This is a genomic window from Colwellia sp. Bg11-12, from assembly GCF_014076955.1.
GTDB lineage: Bacteria > Pseudomonadota > Gammaproteobacteria > Enterobacterales > Alteromonadaceae > Colwellia_A.
Genome location: NZ_JACGUZ010000072.1, coordinates 175,692 through 194,105 on the forward strand (window position 1 = coordinate 175,692; position 18,414 = coordinate 194,105).

Annotated in this window: 12 protein-coding genes; 3 read left to right on the plus strand and 9 right to left on the minus strand. The window is 38.8% G+C overall.

The annotated features are described in order from the left end of the window. Nucleotides 1–22: 22 nt before the first annotated feature. A complete protein-coding gene (locus H4J39_RS12305) occupies nucleotides 23–1,054 on the plus strand; it encodes a GGDEF domain-containing protein (RefSeq protein WP_182228702.1) in 1,032 nt (343 codons plus the stop codon). A gap of 2 nt (nucleotides 1,055–1,056) precedes the next feature. On the opposite strand, the gene H4J39_RS12310 is transcribed toward H4J39_RS12305, so the two are convergent. Continuing rightward, nucleotides 1,057–1,824, minus strand: a complete 768-nt coding sequence (locus H4J39_RS12310; RefSeq protein WP_182228704.1) for a tRNA isopentenyl-2-thiomethyl-A-37 hydroxylase MiaE — start codon at nucleotides 1,822–1,824, stop codon at nucleotides 1,057–1,059. Nucleotides 1,825–2,241: 417 nt separating this feature from the next. Between H4J39_RS12310 and H4J39_RS12315 the strand changes: the two genes are divergently transcribed. Next, complete coding sequence (locus H4J39_RS12315; RefSeq protein WP_182228706.1) at nucleotides 2,242–3,930, plus strand: hypothetical protein; 1,689 nt, start codon at nucleotides 2,242–2,244, stop codon at nucleotides 3,928–3,930. A gap of 150 nt (nucleotides 3,931–4,080) precedes the next feature. Here the strand turns inward: H4J39_RS12315 and miaE are convergent, their stop codons facing one another. Continuing rightward, nucleotides 4,081–4,203: a tRNA isopentenyl-2-thiomethyl-A-37 hydroxylase MiaE gene (gene miaE, locus H4J39_RS12320; RefSeq protein WP_182228754.1), complete on the minus strand. Its 123-nt coding sequence runs from the start codon at nucleotides 4,201–4,203 to the stop codon at nucleotides 4,081–4,083. Nucleotides 4,204–4,543: 340 nt separating this feature from the next. Here miaE and H4J39_RS12325 point away from each other — a divergent pair, with 340 nt between their 5' ends. Continuing rightward, a complete protein-coding gene (locus tag H4J39_RS12325; RefSeq protein WP_182228707.1) occupies nucleotides 4,544–7,555 on the plus strand; it encodes an SGNH/GDSL hydrolase family protein in 3,012 nt (1,003 codons plus the stop codon). Nucleotides 7,556–9,194: 1,639 nt separating this feature from the next. On the opposite strand, the gene H4J39_RS12330 is transcribed toward H4J39_RS12325, so the two are convergent. The 7 genes from H4J39_RS12330 to H4J39_RS12360 form a co-directional block, all read right to left on the minus strand. Next, nucleotides 9,195–10,406 carry an efflux RND transporter periplasmic adaptor subunit gene (locus H4J39_RS12330; RefSeq protein ID WP_182228709.1) on the minus strand — a complete coding sequence of 404 codons (1,212 nt, stop codon included), beginning with the start codon at nucleotides 10,404–10,406 and terminating at the stop codon, nucleotides 9,195–9,197. Between the two features lie 3 nt (nucleotides 10,407–10,409). Beyond that, entirely contained in the window at nucleotides 10,410–12,773 is a 2,364-nt protein-coding gene (locus H4J39_RS12335) for an ABC transporter permease (protein ID WP_182228711.1), read from the minus strand. A gap of 21 nt (nucleotides 12,774–12,794) precedes the next feature. Continuing rightward, nucleotides 12,795–13,454, minus strand: a complete 660-nt coding sequence (locus H4J39_RS12340) for an ABC transporter ATP-binding protein (RefSeq protein WP_182228755.1) — start codon at nucleotides 13,452–13,454, stop codon at nucleotides 12,795–12,797. 803 nt (nucleotides 13,455–14,257) lie between these two features. Beyond that, complete coding sequence (gene mscL, locus H4J39_RS12345) at nucleotides 14,258–14,719, minus strand: large conductance mechanosensitive channel protein MscL (protein WP_182228713.1); 462 nt, start codon at nucleotides 14,717–14,719, stop codon at nucleotides 14,258–14,260. 123 nt (nucleotides 14,720–14,842) lie between these two features. Beyond that, complete coding sequence (locus H4J39_RS12350) at nucleotides 14,843–16,285, minus strand: amidohydrolase family protein (RefSeq protein ID WP_259368831.1); 1,443 nt, start codon at nucleotides 16,283–16,285, stop codon at nucleotides 14,843–14,845. Between the two features lie 165 nt (nucleotides 16,286–16,450). Beyond that, a complete protein-coding gene (locus tag H4J39_RS12355; protein ID WP_182228715.1) occupies nucleotides 16,451–17,593 on the minus strand; it encodes a serine hydrolase in 1,143 nt (380 codons plus the stop codon). 175 nt (nucleotides 17,594–17,768) lie between these two features. After that, nucleotides 17,769–18,311, minus strand: a complete 543-nt coding sequence (locus H4J39_RS12360; RefSeq protein ID WP_182228717.1) for a DUF4287 domain-containing protein — start codon at nucleotides 18,309–18,311, stop codon at nucleotides 17,769–17,771. Nucleotides 18,312–18,414: the final 103 nt, after the last annotated feature.

Here is an 18,414-nt window from a genome sequence, read left to right on the forward strand (position 1 = left end):
AAAAATAATAAAAGGACGTATTATGCAGGAAGACTTTCATCAAGCCATGATCATTTCTGAAGAAGCAAAAAAATTCATGCTTTTTCATAGTGTTGCTCCTACACCTAGTCATTACGCTGTGGCATATTGTTATTTCACGAAAGAAAATTTATCTCTCAATAATAAAATAGATCTGCAATTAGCTGCCTATAAATCCTTAGATACTATTTTCCTTGATTCATTGTTTGTTGAGTATTTATCAAATACTCAACAAATTGAAGATAAAATATTCACGCCTTTTGGTCAAACATTAAGTAGTACTTTAGCGCAACTTGACCATCAGGTTTCAAGTGAAAAAGCCGCGATAAGTCACCTAAATAAAATAGGTAAAGCACTTGGCCAATTAGGTGAGTATAAACCACTGCAAAATATTACAACCTTTTTGCTCAACGCTATAGGCCAGTCACAAGTTCAACATAAGTCTTTATCTACCGAACTTTATAAGGCTTCTCAAGAAGTATCACAGCTAAAACAAAAATTAGAAGAATCTCGTCAAGAAGCCTTAATTGATACGTTAACCGGATTATTAAATCGCCGTGGGTGTGAAAAAAGGTTACAAGCGCTATCATTGAGTCAGACTCATTCGTCTTTAGTTATCGATATAGATCACTTCAAAAAAGTGAATGATGCTTTCGGACACAGTGTTGGTGATAAAGTGATTCAACTTGTTGCTAACATTATCAAAGAGCATGCAGCATCAGATGATATTCCTGTACGCTACGGTGGTGAAGAATTTATAGTGGTTCTATCAAACAAATCTCAACAATTTGCCCATTCAATGGCTGAAAAAATTCGTCTAGCTATTTCAACATTAAAGTTAGTCCAACGGCAAAGTAATACGCAACTGCCGCCAATAACAGTATCTATTGGCGTTGCTGAACTGCAAAGTAACATGACTTGGTCGACATTATTTAATAATGCAGACCAAGCGTTATATAAAGCTAAAAATTCAGGACGTAATTGTTGTGTTATGGCGAGTATGATTGCCACACAACAGCCAGAAAATGCTTACTAAAATTAAACAGTTTTTGTTGGTAAGCCACTGTGAAACTTGAAGTCTTCGTCAGGGCTAATAATTAATGCTGCTTCAGTATCGGCAAAGTACTTTACTCGTTCAGAAATGTCTTTTCCGGCTATCTCTGTCGCTAATGATAAATAGTCTTGGTAGTGCCTAGCTTCAGAGCGCAATAAAGAGATATAAAAATCGCCAAGACGTTTATCAACATGTGGTGCTATTTTAGCAAAACGTTCACATGATCTTGCCTCAATAAAAGCCCCTATAATTAACTTATCTACCATCGCATCAGGTTCAAAAGACTTTACATGCCTCAACATACCTTTCGCATACCGACATGGCGTAATACTTTGATATTCAACACCGTATTCATCCATTATTTCTAGTACTTGATAAAAGTGATGTAACTCTTCTTTTATCAATAAGACCATTTTGTCAATAAGGCCTTGTCCGTGAGCTGAACCTGACTTGGGTAATATTGCTTTAGTTAACTTGTTTTTTGAAGGTAACGAGCGCCAATCGCCTTGTCTTTTATAAATTAATTGCTCAAAAGGCTGTAGCCAAGCTAATAGAGCATCCCCACTTTCTTTATCTACGGCATATTTTCGGATCAAAAACATTGCCGACTGCGCAGCTTTTAGCTCACAAACGAGGTGATCAATGAGTAAAACAGATAAATTTTCTTTTTTTACCGCTTCATCAATCCATGCTTGCGGCGTTTCACATTTAAGGAATGATAAAATAGGAGATAATAATTCTTGAGTCGACATTAGCGCTAATTCTTAACAATAAACTTTAGATATGAGTGAATTTTATCATACGCATATTGAGAGTACCGTGATTATTTATAAGAAAAGTAAATACTCGTTAATATTCGAGATCGAATGCTCTGATTTAAAGATTACTATTACCACGAAAGAGACATAAGCCAATAATATTTAATTACACGATTGGATTAATTTTTGTAATGATAACTCAGACGATACTAGCTTAAGATTTAACGCTAGGGTCATATCAATCACAGAAGGTAAATAAACGTAAAAACGCCTATAAAGGGATTGGTAAATTCCATAAGGTTTATTTAAATTGATTGACAATGATAAAGTAGAATTTGTTCAAATCAACGTTGATAGTTTTTATATTATTTCTATACTCAAATATATTTGGTTAATGCAAAAGGATTTGTTATGAAGAAATTTAACTGTTTACCGTTTTATATGTTTATATTTGGATTTTTAGGACTTACAGGGTGCTCCTATAGCCCTCATACCAACACTTATGAAAAAGACATTCAAGAGCATGTTTTAAGAGTAAATCGACATGGTTATCTTATTCAGAATGACATCGCACTAGCGTCATCACATAAAAAAACAACAGCAAAACCACTTTTAAATGACAACGCTACTAACATGATTGACACTATGTTTATCGAAGCGTTAGTTCTTTCCTGTAGTAAACAAAATAATAAAAATATTGAAGAAGACTCATGTAGAAAGGCTATCAAACAACATTACAAAAAAGAGACACATAACCTATCAAGCTTACCTTCAAATTATCTTTCATTAGATACCCCAATTAAATTACTTATCTATTTTCATGGTGGTCTTAATACTATGGATGCAACCGATAAGCGTATGGAAGATACACTTGATAAAATCGAAAAGGAAAAAGCTGATTGGCACTATCCTATTTATGTTTCTTGGCCCTCAAATGCTCCCGGTACTTATAGTGAACACCTTTTTAATATTAGAGAAGGACGAAACACTAATTTTGCAGTAGGACTATTTTCAACACCTTTTATTTTATTTGAAGACCTGGTTACGAGTGTAGGGAAGCTTCCTTCAACAATGTACTACCAAGCTACTAATGAAAAAGACAGGGTAGCATCAGGAATCGCATCAAGCCTTTTGTCTAGTATTTGGGTTGACGCATTTGAACAATATAAAACTCATACAGGAGTTGAAACGTTACAACCGAGTGAGGAACATATATCTTTTACTGCTAACTCAAATAATATATTAGTCAATAGAAGTCAATATTCTCGTGGTAACTGGGATCAATGGAGCACGGGAATTGGTCATACTGTAGTACTACCAATAAGATACGTAATAGGTTCTGTATGGAATGGTGTTATCGCTTCCCAATCTTGGGATGTAATGAAGCGAAGAGCTCGCAATATGTTTTACCCTTCAGGTCTTTATGATAGACGATTCCAAAGTGTTGAACCAAATACTAAGCAATTAGACAATAAAATTGGTGATTCAGGTCAGCATGCAGGTTTATTTTTTGAAAAATTATTTATATTTGCAAGTAAAAATCCGGGGCTCAATATTGAGTTGACATTGGTTGGTCATAGCATGGGTACAATTGCTATTAATAATCTATTAAATAAATATCAAGAGGATTGGATTAGTTCAAATATACTGTCAACTATTGTGTATATGGCTGCTGCTGCAAATATTGAAGAAACCTTAAGTGCATTGAAACCAGTATTAAAAAACAAAAAGAGCAACATTCCGTTCTATAACTTGACCTTAAATCGAGTGGCTGAAATTGCTGAATCATATGCATACGGCCTTGCACCATCAGGGTCATTATTAGTATCTATTGATAAATACCATGATATGCCTGAACATCATTTGAAAAGAACATTTGGCTCCGAGAATAACATCCAGTCGTCATTGTCTACGATATTAGATGAGTTTAGAGAGATTGATTCCTGTATAACGTTTAAATCTTTTAACAGTGTTAAACCTGATCAAGATAAGATATTGATGACTGAGCCTGAAAAACATGGAGATTTTGGATCATTGCCGTTTTGGCGAAAAGAAATATGGAGTATGAAAGGATTTAACGGTTGTACCTCTATTAGGTAATTTATCTTAGCTTCTACCTATGTGATAAACACCTTGGTAGAAGTGATGTTTTAGAAAATATATTGAATAAACCTTAAGCCAATTTCAATAATTGGCGCTCAAAGTAAACAACATGCAATAAAGTCCTTTTTGATATTGTTGTTACAAACCTTACTTGCAAATATTTACATTTAGTTCACAAACGAGGTGTCCAATGAGTAAAACAGATAAATTTTCTTTTTTTACCGCTTCATCAATCCATGCTTTCGGTTTTTCGCATTTTAGAAATGACATGATGAGTGCTAATAATTTTTCAGTCGGCACTGGGGTAAACTCTTTAAGATAAACTTAGATATATACGAATTTTATCATACGCATATTGAGAGCACTCTGATTATTTACAATAAAATTAAAGACTCAGTAATTTACGATATCCAATACATGTACTCTAAAATCTCTTTTGTCAAAATATAGTCTTTATTTCGTGACTAACCGCTAATGGCAAAAGGTTGAAAATAAATAACAAATAACTCAATGAATTTAACCGTTAATAACTAAATGAACAGAAACATGAAACTTACCTATACTAGATGTTTACAAACGTAATAGATGATTCTTAAAAAGGCAGCTAATTTTGTTTAAATATTTAGTACTTTGTTTTTGTTTAACATCAGTGTTTTCTTGTGGAGGTGGTGGAGAACCAACCAATACTGTAATACCGAAGATAATGAATACATCGCCATTAGTCAACGCGGGGGTTGACCAGCTAGTTGATGAACAAACCAGTGTTACTTTAGCTGGAACAGCCAGTGATACTGATGGAAGCATTGCCAGTTATGCTTGGAGTCAAACCAGCGGAACCACCGTAACATTGACTAATACTAGCAATATCAGCACTAGTTTTACCGCGCCTAATGTTACCTCCGACGAAGTATTTACGTTTGAATTGACAGTCACCGACAATGAAGATTTGACATCATCTGATTCCGTTAATATTACTGTAAATCCAATTATTACAACACCTAATGTTCAAGCCATTACGACTAATTATAACTTTTGGTGTTCATCAAATACCGAAGCCGTTGCTTGGTTTGATGACTCTATTGCTATTGTCATTGAAGGTAACGATGCATTGGCATTTGATCATGCAACTATGACACGAATGGTTGAATTTTTTCATCGACTGTATTACAAATATGAATCAATTACGGGGTTAACAAACCTCCCTTTAGACACGCCATGGCAAGAACACATTACCATTCAAATTCCGTTAGATAATTGTGGGGCCGGAGGGCTTGCTAATCACGGGGTGCGGGGGATTTCGGTTGGCCGAGGTTTTTTTGATGAACAGTACGATATCTTGTTGAGTGGGCAAGAACGCTACCATCAAGTGTTTTTTTATGAATCTAATCGTAACTTTTGGCCTCCCTACTTTAATGAATCATTCGACTGGGCAATGGATGATGACCCCATGAACTGGGGATGGTGGACTGTTGGTATGAATAACGCCATGGCAGTTATGATGTCAGACATGTTAGATGTTGAACTTGAATATTTTGGCCAAGATTCAATGTGGTTTAGAGACCGTATGGTAGCAAATTTTGAAACCTACAAGAGTAACTCAACTTACAATTTCGACTATGGTTGGCGACAGGAGTACATGCCATGGAATGCCAATGAGAGTATTAATGATCTAATGTCTGGTCTTATGATACATTCATACGAAACATGGGGCGGTGAAACGTGGCTTACAAACTTTTATCAAGCTATTGGTACGGTATTACCCCGTTCAGATGTGTTTGCCTATCAGGAATGTCGGGATAATATTTATCATATATGGAGCGACGCTGCAGAAGTCGATTTATTGAGATTTTTTGTCGACGAACTGCGCTGGAATATTACGAGCGATAGCGATGCCCCTGCTCCCATTTTGCTACAATATAGCTTAGCTGACGCATTGGCTGGTGGAGACGGTAGTTTTCCGGGCACGGGAAGTTCGGGCACCAGTGTGGTCGTATCCTTAAATCAACAAGACTTTTCAGCTAGATATAGAATTGTTGACGGTGCATTTGTCCCTCAAAAGGATGGCGAAACCGTGGTATCAACCTCAGGTATTACCTTTGATTTCTCTGCCAAAACGGGAATATCCCAACATGATGGGATCCCCAGTAAAGGTCCTTATCGTCATAGTGACCCATCCCTACAATCTCATAATTTAGGCACTAATCCAGACTATAGTGGTGACCCCGACAATCATGCTTTTATTGATATGCACGCCACCGTTGGACTGACTTACAACTTGGACAAAATTCGTCTGAGTTATAACAATGGCGCTGCCATAACTAAATTTACAGCTCGATTTGGTAGTGCCACAGGGGCAAAAATAAACTACTGGGTACTACTTGATGGCATAGAAGTTCACTATGGAGAACTTTTGTCAGGAAGCCCCGAAGTACAAGACGTCGATATTAACCTAACCGATGACAATGTTTTTCTCACGCTGGTTATTGCAGACGCTAATACAGGCACTATTAACAATGCTCATGGTTATATTGGTGACCCTATATTACATAGTACGGGTTTACCAACAGACACTGCGGCAATTCCAACCAATCCTATAGATAAAGCTGCTTCTGCATTAGCGTGGCAAACATTGCACTGGAACTATGGCCTTGGAGTGGAAAATTATGATATTTACCTGTGGAAAGAAGCACAACCTCAACCTAGTACTCCAAGTTATAACATAAGTACTACTGAACTAATTCCTTATGAGTATTTGGCGTTTGGAGAAGAGTATAACTGGAAAATCATTTCAAACTTAAGTGATACATCACTGGAGAGCCCTGTTTATTCTTTTATCGTACAGCCGGAAAATTTACAGACCGACCCAATTTATAATATATCACCAGCGGCACAAGCAGAGCGCACTGCTTTATATACCCTCGATGGTATTAATCAAATAACAGGTATTGATAGTTACATAACATCTGGCATGAGAATAGGCTTCTATGGTGATTCGAACACCGACGTTATTGTTTGGCAGCAATCTTTGGTTGATGCATTGTCAATACAAGGAGCAACATCATTAAATAGAGGTATTAATGGTGCTGATATTCAGGAGTTGTGGGAGGGAATTAGAAGTTATGCTGCTGGCGGTGGCTTAGCTGAGCCTGAGCCTTTTGCTGATCAGATAATGACTGACGATGTTGATGTGGCGATAATATATATTGGGATAAATGATGTCTTAAATAACAATCCCAATACGTCGACGGCTAGCTATAAGAGTTATCTCAACTTAATCGTTCAAGCCTGTATAACCAACAACATCAAAGTCGTTTTAGTTGCAGCAACCACTTATAATGAAAAACCCGATGGCTCTAATCTTTATGACGTTCAGCTTGATGAATATCAAAAGGCGGCAGAAGAAGTTGCCTTGAGTTCTGGTGTAACTTTTGTTCCCGCACGAACCCATTTTTTGAACTACCTTAAAAACAATAATGTCAGTGTACAAGAAGATGGCAATGTTATCTTTCCCTATCAAACAGGCATATTAAACTCAGACGTTGTTCATCATAATGAAACAGGAAAGATTTTTTTGAGTGATTTAGTCGCTGATGGACTGCAAAGGTCGCTAGTACCAGACTGATCTTATTATTGAATACAGCGATATAAAATTCAAAAATGTGATAATAGTTAGGGGGTTATCAATGAAATGGGAATAGCTATTGTGAGCTTGAGTTTAATCGAAAAATACACGCACCTTTAATAGAGGGATCGTGGCGATAAAAAAAAGAACTCGTGTTTATTTTATGTACGACAAGTGAACCTTATACAAAATATCTCTTTATTTCCCCTCTAAAAGTTGACTTGCACATATTTACATCCAGCTCACAAACGAGATGTTTAATGAGTAAGACAAATAAATTTTATTTTTTACCATTTCATCAATCCATGCTTGCGGTATTTCGCATTTAAGGAATTATTTGATTGGAATAGTAAACTAAGTCTAATTTGGTCCGGTTGATAATAAATATGCGGCTGATTAAGATCAGTAAAAATTCAATTAATTTTTGCTCTAACAATACATTTATTGGGTAATAAAACAAAAATCATAAAAGAACATTATGAGATCTAATACTGACTTTACTTATTTTATTATTTACTAATATTTATGCTATTTTTAGTATCCCTTTTTTACTCGTCATAGAGTTTGTACTTGCCACAGTCGATTATTTTCGCGGAGTTATTGCAGGGCATGATTTTATCAAAGAGCTAAAATTTATTCCTAGCTGAATTGCCATTTCAATTCTATTGCGCAAACTTACCGTCATGGGTGTCAAAATGGATATTAGCCGAGGGCTACCTATTATCCATTTGAATTTTTTGGGCTTTGATGAACAAGCTCATCGCAGAGATCCTTGTTCTTGGTTTGATCACTGGACATAGAAAGGAATTGATCATGCCATACACCGTATATGGAAAGCAGTCCATCGGCTTACTCGTCGTGATTACGATGTCTGGATTTATTCAGATCATGAACAGGATAGCGTCACATCCTTTCAAAAAACAACGGGCAAAACGCTAGAGCAAGTTGTCAGCTCTGTCATGAAAAATTTAGTCATAGCTCTGCAGGTGTTCATGCGAATAATGAAACAAAAACAAAAACTCAAACGCATCGCGTCAAGTTTTTACGTGGAGCTAAAATACAAAAACTATTCTCTGTGCTAACTGATAATTCATTCCATGAAACTAACAATACTCACCTCGGATTAAAACGACGTGAACGGATGAAGCAAGTTGAGATGTTACTAGGTACAAAGTGGCTAGCAAACGTTTTATGTAGGGAACCCGTTATACTGGAGGCGATTTTAATGCCCTTCCTTCTTCAAAGGTGTGAAAAAAACTAAATGATTATTTACGTGATGCGCAGAGCACAATGAAAGATCATATACCTGTAGGAACTTTTTATCGAAAACTTCCCAAAGTATGTATTGACCATATTTACCTATCTGCAAATATAGACGTTTTAAATATTGAGGTACCTAGGACAAAAATAGTTCAAATGGCCTCTGACCCTTTGATTGTCGATTTGAGTATATAAATTCACTCACTTTTAACTGTTTTTGTTCAGATACTTGTTAGCCAATTTATTGTTGGACAGAATACGAGAGACACTCATTATTCTCGTTGTTATGCAGAGTAGACATAGCAATAAATAGATCTCACCTTTCCATTTTGGTCAAAGTTAGCCATTAAAAACTGGCTAGCCTAGCTTACATTTATCGTTATAACCTCCCCTTCACTCTAACGCCATCCTCGACATCATCATTAGGATGATTAACCACCCCCTCACCCTCATTAACACCAGCAACTATCTGCGCAACCAATCCATTACGCTGCCCAACCTCAACCACTCGCATTTTCGCACGATGATTCTCAACAACAAAAACCGCCCAGCCATCTTTATACCGAAACAGACTACTGGCTGGCACCTGCAACACATCATCTTCATGCCAGAGAATGAAACTCGCCTCTACCCGGTAACCGTCTCCCAAGCGCTGCCATTGCTTTGACGGTGATGTGAAATTGGAAATAACGAGTACTCGCTGTTCTTCAACACCCAAAGCAGAAACTTTCATGAAGCCAATCGGTTCAATAATGCGTACCAAACCTTCCAGAGGTTGCTCTCCGCCCCAACGCTCAAACAATACTTTCATACCCGGTTTTATTTTTACTGCGTCGGCCGAAAGCACATCGACTTCGATCTCCAGCACAGAGGGGTCACCGACTTCGAGCAGAGTATCGCCAGTGCGCACTGGACCTTCACATTCACGTGTGATTTTAAGCACTTTTCCGTCGATGGGAGATACCACGGGTATGCGTACTGCAGGGTCATCTTTCGCTTCCAATATGTCTGCGGTGGTGTATTCCAGCACTGTCTTTGCTGCCTGCAGTTCATAACGTGCAACTTCGATCTGGAAATTGGCAGAGCGTTGACTCGCTGCTGTTGTTTCTACAAGAGTGGCTGCCTTGTCATAAGCATCAGTTGAAATCACGCCTTTCTTAACCAAAGGTTTAAGTCGTTCATGCTCGATAATTGCCAATTTTGCGGATGCATGTGCTGCTTCAGCCTGCTGCTCAGCAGCATGCAGTGCTGATTCTGCCGCGGCTAGTTGCGCTTTTTTTTGTCTACGGCTGCGCGGATCAAGCACCTGTGATTCCAGTGGAGTGATACCGAGTAATACTTGACCCTGCGTTACATTGTCACCGACGTTGAGTTGCTGACGACAAGCAACACCGTCGACCGGAGCGGAGACTATATAACGGTCAACTACACGAGTGCGGCCTTCTTCTTCAATAGTGATGATTAGCGGTGCACGTTTCACCGCAATGGCTTCAACGAATACCGGCTGAGGCCAAAAGCCCCAGATAAGCAGCACGATAATAACTCCAATGATTGACGTAACAACAGGATTTTTTTGCCATGGCATATTCATTTATTACTCCTTACTCTTGAGCACGGCTACCATATCGAGATCGGCCAAATTGCGCCAGATCATTATGGCAGAAGCTATTGATGACAATAAAACCACCAGCGCTGAGAAAGCATATACATTCATGCCCAGCACCAGTGGGACTCGATACAAATCGGAATCAAACTGTGATGCCATGTAGGCACAAAGGCCATAACCAATGAGGAAGCCTAAAGGGATGGCAATGAATGTAAACAGCGCCATTTCGCCCAGCAATATATAGCCAACTTCGTTGCGTTCAAAACCCAGCACGCGCAGGCTGGCCAGTTCGCGATTACGCTCTGACAGTGCAATGCGCATAGTGTTATAAATAACACCGAAAGCGATGCTGGAACCGAGCAGTGTCGTGATAAAAGTAAAAAACAGGATGGTTTCAGCGATGGTATCGTAGAACGACTTGATCGCCGATTTATGCTCTACCACACCGGCTACTCGCGGTATTTCCTTTAGTTCGGCATAAATATCACGCTGGTAACGCTCATCAACTTTCAACAATGCGCCAGTAAGTGCATGCCCTTCTTTTAACAGCGCATTAAGTGAATCTATACGCATGTAGCCGTTGACACCCAGATATTGCTTAGCGGTACCAACCACTACCACCTGCACCGTCGACCGCTGCCCTTCCTGTACTTCAATAGTCAGTAAGTCACCCGTGTTTATATGTAGTAGTTCGGCCAAGTAATCTGTGAGAATGATGCCATCTTCCGGCAACTCGATAATATTCAGATCAGTATCTAGCAATCGCATCAGGCTGCCATTGGGTTCAATCCCATGCACAGCAGTGCGGTATAAATGGTGTTCAAACTTCAGTATTGCCGGTACCACACGAAAACCTTCAACATGCTCTACTCCCTGAATGCTCTGCAATGAATACAGAGAACGCTTCGATGTTGGTTCAGTATAAATAGCCATCATGTCTTCCCTCTGGCTCATACCGTACTGCACCTCTATCATATAGTTGATAGCACCTTCTTGGAAACCACTGACCATCATGATGCCACAGGCCATGGCGATGCCAAGTGTGGTCATCAGCGACTTCAAAGGGCGCCTTTCAACATGGCGCAGAATCATGCGCGTGGGTTGCGACAGCCAGCGTTTCAGCCCCAAACGTTCTACCAGTGTGGTATGAAATTTCGTTGGCAGTTCAGACTGCATCGCCTGTGCTGGCGGCAGCCTTGCTGCTCGGTATACCGCATTGATCGTGCCCATTACAGCGACCGCCATACTGATCAGTATGGCGGCGAGAATAACTTGGGGCTTTAACAGGTAAATCATATAAGGCAGGCTGTACATAACCATGTAAATATTACTCATGCCCTTGCCCATCCAGATGCCTGCACCGATTCCTATAATGACGCCGAGGCTGACGATTAGCAGAACCAGTTTGATGAAGTGCATGCCGATGGCGAGATTGCTATAACCGAATGCTTTCAGTGTAGCGACCTCTTCACGCTGTAGGTAGATGAGACGACTGATGACCACGTTTAACAAGAAAGCGGCAACCCCAAAAAAAATCACTGGGAAAATAGTCGCAATGGTACGCTGCTGTTTGAGTTCTTCAGTTAGAAAACGGTTAGAGAACTGGTCCTTACGACCAATAGCTCCGATGCCGCCGTAGTCTTTCAGGATATCATCGAGACGGTCAATCACCCCTTGCTCATTGGTACCCCTACTCAACGTTAAGGTGATATTGTTGAACGCGCCTTCCATATCATAAGCCGTGGCCAGCGGTCGCCGTGCAATCCACAGTATGCCGTAGCGCAAGGGATCGGGGAACATTGCACCGGGTGCTATCTGGTAGATATATTCTGGTGAAAGTGCGGTACCGACGATGCTGAGTGCCTTGCGCCGACCGTTGATAGTTGCGCTGATTTTGTCGCCTAGTCGTAACTTGTGCGCCTGGACAAACTCTTCGCTTAGCACAATTTCATTATCACGACCCGACTCTGGTAAACGACCTTCACGCAGGTAAATCTGGTTAAGCAATCCACGACTGTTATCAGGCAGTGACAGGATATGGCCGCTAACTGGGTCTTCAAATGCCTCTACATCAAGGTTCACATAAGCGACTACGCGGGTCTCGACCTTATCGACACCAGGAATTTCTTCAATACGTTTCACCAGTGACAGTGGTGCACGTTTTAGTGAGGCAAAAACATGGCCGAAGTGGTAGTCACGATAATAGCTTTCGCGAGTCTCATACAGAGAATCAAGCGTACTCAATGACATGATAAAGATGCCGACGCCGCTGACAATAACCATGGCGATAGCTAACGCTTGCATACGCATATCCCATAATTCCCGCCACAGTTTTATGTTGAGTGATTTCATCGTTGCATGGTTACCTGTGGCTCACCAGCTAAGCTGACTGGGTTTAAGGCGAGTTTCGTTAACATCGATCTGGCTAATACGGCCATCGGCAAGGTGGATGACCCGATCCGCCATCTGTGCGATACCAGCATTGTGGGTTATCACCGCGGTAGTGGTGCCGAGCTCCTTGTTAACTCGCTGCAGCGCTTCGAGTACGACAACACCTGTTTTAGAATCGAGCGCGCCGGTAGGTTCATCGCATAACAGCACATCTGGATTTTTCGAAATTGCACGGGCAATGGCAACACGCTGCTGTTCGCCACCAGAGAGCTGTGCGGGGAAATGGTGCAAACGGTCACCCAAGTTAACCATTTTTAGTGCATCTTCCGGTTTCATCGGCGATTTTGCAATATCGGTGACCACGGCTATATTTTCAAGAGCTGTTAGACTGGGAATGAGATTGTAAAACTGAAAGACGAAACCTACATGGTAACGTCGATAGGCGGTCAGTTCTTTTTCGTTGGCACGGGTAAGATCAACACCAGCGTATTGAACGTGACCATCGGTAGGTGAATCCAACCCACCAAGGATGTTTAATAATGTCGATTTGCCACTGCCGGAAGCCCCTAGTAAAACAGTGAACTCACCTTTATATAAATCAAGATCGATACCACGCAGAGCATGCACCTGCACTTCACCCATCTGGTAAATTTTAGTAACGCCGTGAACGTGGAACACGACACCCTTATTCCTATAGCCAATATTCAAAGGGCTACCTTTTTTTCAGCTGATTATGACATTCGCTTGTCATAAACAATTCCAATAACAATGAAAAGTTTTGCACAAAAACAAAAGGAATAAACTGACATAGATCAGTAACACAATGATTGGTTTTATCTCGCAGTTAGCGGGCTCAGGTTCTGTGAAATGTTATGGGCTGTCTCCAATGGCACCTCATGTTTTAACTACAAGTGGTATATGCCATAACAGTGTATACAAATGAACAACTTCACCATTGGTTAATACCACAACCGTATAGTAAGTGCACTCTACTCAACGTGGTTTTATATCACTCGGTTTTGCAAGAGCAATTAAATACTACCAGACAGTAGAATCAGCTGAATAACCTAATCGTAGCTCTAGTTCGTAATTGTAGTTCGCCTTCTGTTTTATAATATTATTTAGCTCTATTTACAGCGTTTTCTACTATTAATTCTAGATGACCTAATCCATTCCAATTTTTATCAAAATCAAATTGGTTTCTCCAAATAGTGAAATTTGCAGGCTCCTATTGACGAGTTCCAATCAAATAAAAGTAGTATTCTCTTTTTTCCCTTCTCTGCCTTATTTCTCAATAACAACTAATTCATTTTTAGCGTGAAAAATAGATGGGATACCGATTGAAATTGAAATATAGAGCAAAAGTAATAATTTATTCATTTAACAATGCTTAATTCGAATAATAGCAAAGCCTAACGCCTTGTTAAGCATACCAAATTCATATACTAAGTGTGGTTCAATTTTGAAGTGCATTGGGGACAGACAGTTGCTTGTATATTTATCTTTGAATAACAATGAGGGCACGTTTTAGTTTTTTTAAGTTCATTTATTAGTTCTTGTTTTTTGATCCGATTTACACTTTTTACTATTAGAAAAGCAAACCAAGATACAACAAGGAAGCTAAATAAACTGTTAAAAAAAAGTCCGTAACTTAGCGTTACAGCACCATCTTTATTTGCCTGTTCCAGGGTAGAATAAGGCCCACCAATTATTCCTTGTTTTAAAACTATAAATAAATCAGCCATATCTGCACCACTCGTTAAAAGGCCAATAATTGGTGCAAATATGTTTGCAACCAAACTACTGGCAATTGTAGCGAATGCTCCACCAATAACTATACCTATAGCCATGTCTAAAACATTACCTTTTAGGGCAAACTCTTTGTATTCAGAAAAAATATTTTTCATATGGAATCAACGTCTATGTTTGTATGCATAACGCCCAATTAACAGGCAAAAAAATAGTGGGCTAAAATAGGAATAGAATGACAAAATCCCACTGTATTTTGTCCTTGTTTAGCCGCTTATTAGCTATTTATTGATCACTAGTTCCTCTCTAGGTATAGGGTTCCCCTGCAGAATAACCGTATCTATACTATTCCACGACTCTATTGAATTTAAAGGATTATTGTTAAGTAGCAATAGGTTTGCAATTTTACCGACCTCTACAGTGCCATAATCACTTTCGATTTTGAATTGCTTAGCATTATTAATAGTTGCAGCCGCGAAGACTTCCTCAAGCGATAATCCAGCAGTAGCCATAGCTTTCATTTCTTGAAAGGTTGTCAGTCCAGGTTGGTTAGCAAAACTAGGGCTTCCTGGAAAATCAGAAGCTAACAAAATAGGATGTTTAGAATTACGGAGATATTTGATAACTTTATTACCTTTTCCAATTCGCCCATATAAAAACACATCTGAGATTGATTCATCAGGCATTCTATCAAAACCAATTCTCAGTTCTTCTTTGAACCACTGTGCTTGGGACGTTTTATACCAATCTATAAGTGACTTCGGCGTAATAGGTAAAAACTCAGGAGAATCAACAATACCAGGCAGCATTATTTCACCTAAACCAGCAATCACTCTTTGTGTTGGCATATAGCCTACTTTATCAGCAATAATTTTATCCAGTGTTTCAGAAATCTCCTTAGAAATATTGTGTTCTCGACTATATTGGCCCCAATTCCACATACCATGAGCGATAACATCAACGCCTGCGGCAAGTGCTAATTGCTGCATGTCTAAAGCATTAGCATGAGCTAATATAGGTAAATTCACTTTTTCAGCAGATACTTTAATTCGCTGGAGTGTTTTAGGTGAAAGTATTGGCCATTGACTAGCATTGCCATAACCGTCTTCAAAATAAAGTTTTATACATGAAGCACCAGATTTAGAAATTTTGAGTACCACATTCTCAGCTGAAGTCTCTGCACTTTCTGAAGCACTCTCATCAACCAAATAAGTGAACATCGATCTGGATAAATCATCTGTTTTTTCTACATAAGGAAAGGTGCTTTTTGTTGTAATTACCTCACAGCGGAAATAATCAGGATGATTTGGAGTTGAAGTAAAATGATTAAAATTTACGCCTGGATTGGGATCAAGTATTTGGGTGACACCATAATATAAAAAGCTTCTGGGTTGTTGTTCATAATAAGCTTTTACGAGTTTCGGATGTTTAATAGCTACTGGCTCCACACCAAACCCCATACCTGGAATTGACGAAACATGTGCATGACTATCCATAATCCCTGGAGTTAAAAATTTACCTGCACCATCTATTTTAAGGTCAAAGGTCGTAATCTTTTTTTGTGTGATTTCGGTAATTCGCCCATCTTCTAACAGCACATTCATCTGCATTTTTGGCGTATGAAGGTGCGATGAAACTATAGTGACATTTTCAATAAGCACCATATCTTTCGCTAATGATGCAAAAGAACATATTGATATTGATAGTAATAATACTTTAATCATAAAACTTCCATATAAGATTAACTAAATAGCTAACGCCTCGTTAAGAGGCAAATTATTGTTGGCTAAAATTTGAAACGCAGTGAACCAGCCAACTGTAATTTGTTCCGATTGAACAGCTTGTTATAACGAATTTCAGCATTAGCCTATTAGGTATTAAAAATAAAACTATTTTTCTGGGGTAAACAGATCCAAAGTTTTTAAAGCTAAATTAAAAACATTTACCGAATATTCATCGCTTACATTTTTGACGACAGTAACAGAATGATTATGATCTAAACATAAAATCATCATCGTTACTCCCCCCATGCTACCACCTGCGTGCATTACTGAGTTTGGATGTTTTTCCATTAATGCAATATATTCAGCACTATTTTCTTTATCTTTTTTAGCATGCGAGAGACGAGGTTTAAATCCAACAACCCAACCAATACCGAAAAAGTTATCTGAGCCATCGGATAACTTTTGCATAGTAAACATCTTATTTAATGTTGCGGACTTTAAATAGTCTTGATTGGTGTGCGCGATGGCAAATTTAGAAACGTCAGATGGTGTGGCTAAAAAGCCACCACCTGCATATTTATAACTATTAAAAACCTCTGGAGCATTAACTAATTTCCCTTCAGAAAATACGTATGAACTTTGCCTATTTAGAATGATAGTGTCGTTATCATCAAAAGTAGTTTCAGTTAGATTTAAAGGGTTGAGTACTTGCTCATGTATTAATTGCTTAAAAGGTGTATCACTCGCAGCACTTTCCATAGCAGCACTAATTAAAGTCCATGCGTAAGTTGAGTAGCTAAATTTTGATCCTGGTTCGAATAACAAGTCATCATTCTTAAAAATGTCCAAAGATTCAGTTGACGACTCATAATCTCCATTAGTGAAAAATTCGTCATTTTTATAATGACGAATCCCCGATGTATGGCTAACAAGTTGAGTCAAAGTGATTTTTTTATGTCTTTTAGGCCATTCTGGAACGTAGCTACGAATATCACGATTAAAGTCGATTAAGTTTTTCTCATATAATCTCATTAAGGCCGCAGTAGTGATTACCTTCGCAACACTACCGATTCGCATCTTGGTTGATACGGTCATAGGCACCTTATGTTCTAAATTAGCAAAACCAAAACCTTTAGCCCATTTGACACCCTTTTCATCTGCAACAGCAACATTGATACCAGGAACGGAAGGTGACAATACTGCGTCTTCAAAAAGTTGGTTCGCAATTTTCTCTATGTCATTGGCGTGACAATTAAGTGAAAATAAAAGAATACAAAATAATATTGATCTATTTTTGAACGGGTTCATTTTAATCCTTAAAATAATATTTATGCTGCGATTAGAGAGCAAAGGGATACCTCACCTCAATTTTATATTCGCTATAACACTCTGTTAATGGGCTAATTGTAGTTGGCTAAAGTGTGAAAAAAGTAGAACAAGCCAACGGTAATTTGTTCCGCTTGAACAGCTTGTCATGTTTTGACTAAACAGATGTTTCGTAGGCTTTTGATAACCATTCAACAACTTCACTGTCGACGTCAGATATATTCGTTAGTTGTATTCTATGGGTGCACATAGTTCCAAATGGGCCAGAATCTTCTAAGCGTCCTTGCACTTCAACGCCTTTAAGTTTCAATCCCAAATCTATTCTTGTTTTAGTTGCAGGTTTGATTAAAGCAAACTGCTTTTTTCTAATTAAACTTACACTTCCTTTTTTGGGCGTAATTACAACATCTTCACCGAAGTTTTTTATTACAGAGAGTAGCATTTCATAAATAGGCTTGAGCGATTCTTTACCGCTATATTGATTTGACACTAGATCTTCAGGAAGATGAGTTCTTTCTTTAGATAAAGTGACAATTGTATTTGCAAACCCATGTGTTACCCCATGCTCTGTTTTTAAAAACTTCACAGCCATCGAATGTTTTTCAAAACGCTCTTTTTTCAAGATTTGAATCCATTCTTCTAATCTTTTGCCTGTTTTATCAGGCATATTTTCAATCATTGTTTGCAGTGCTTTATCCATATATTCCACCTTTTGATTCAAAACATGACGCCCCACTAAGCGGTAAATAATAGTTGGCTAAAATAAGCGACGAAAGAGAAAAAGCCAACTGTTATTTATCCTG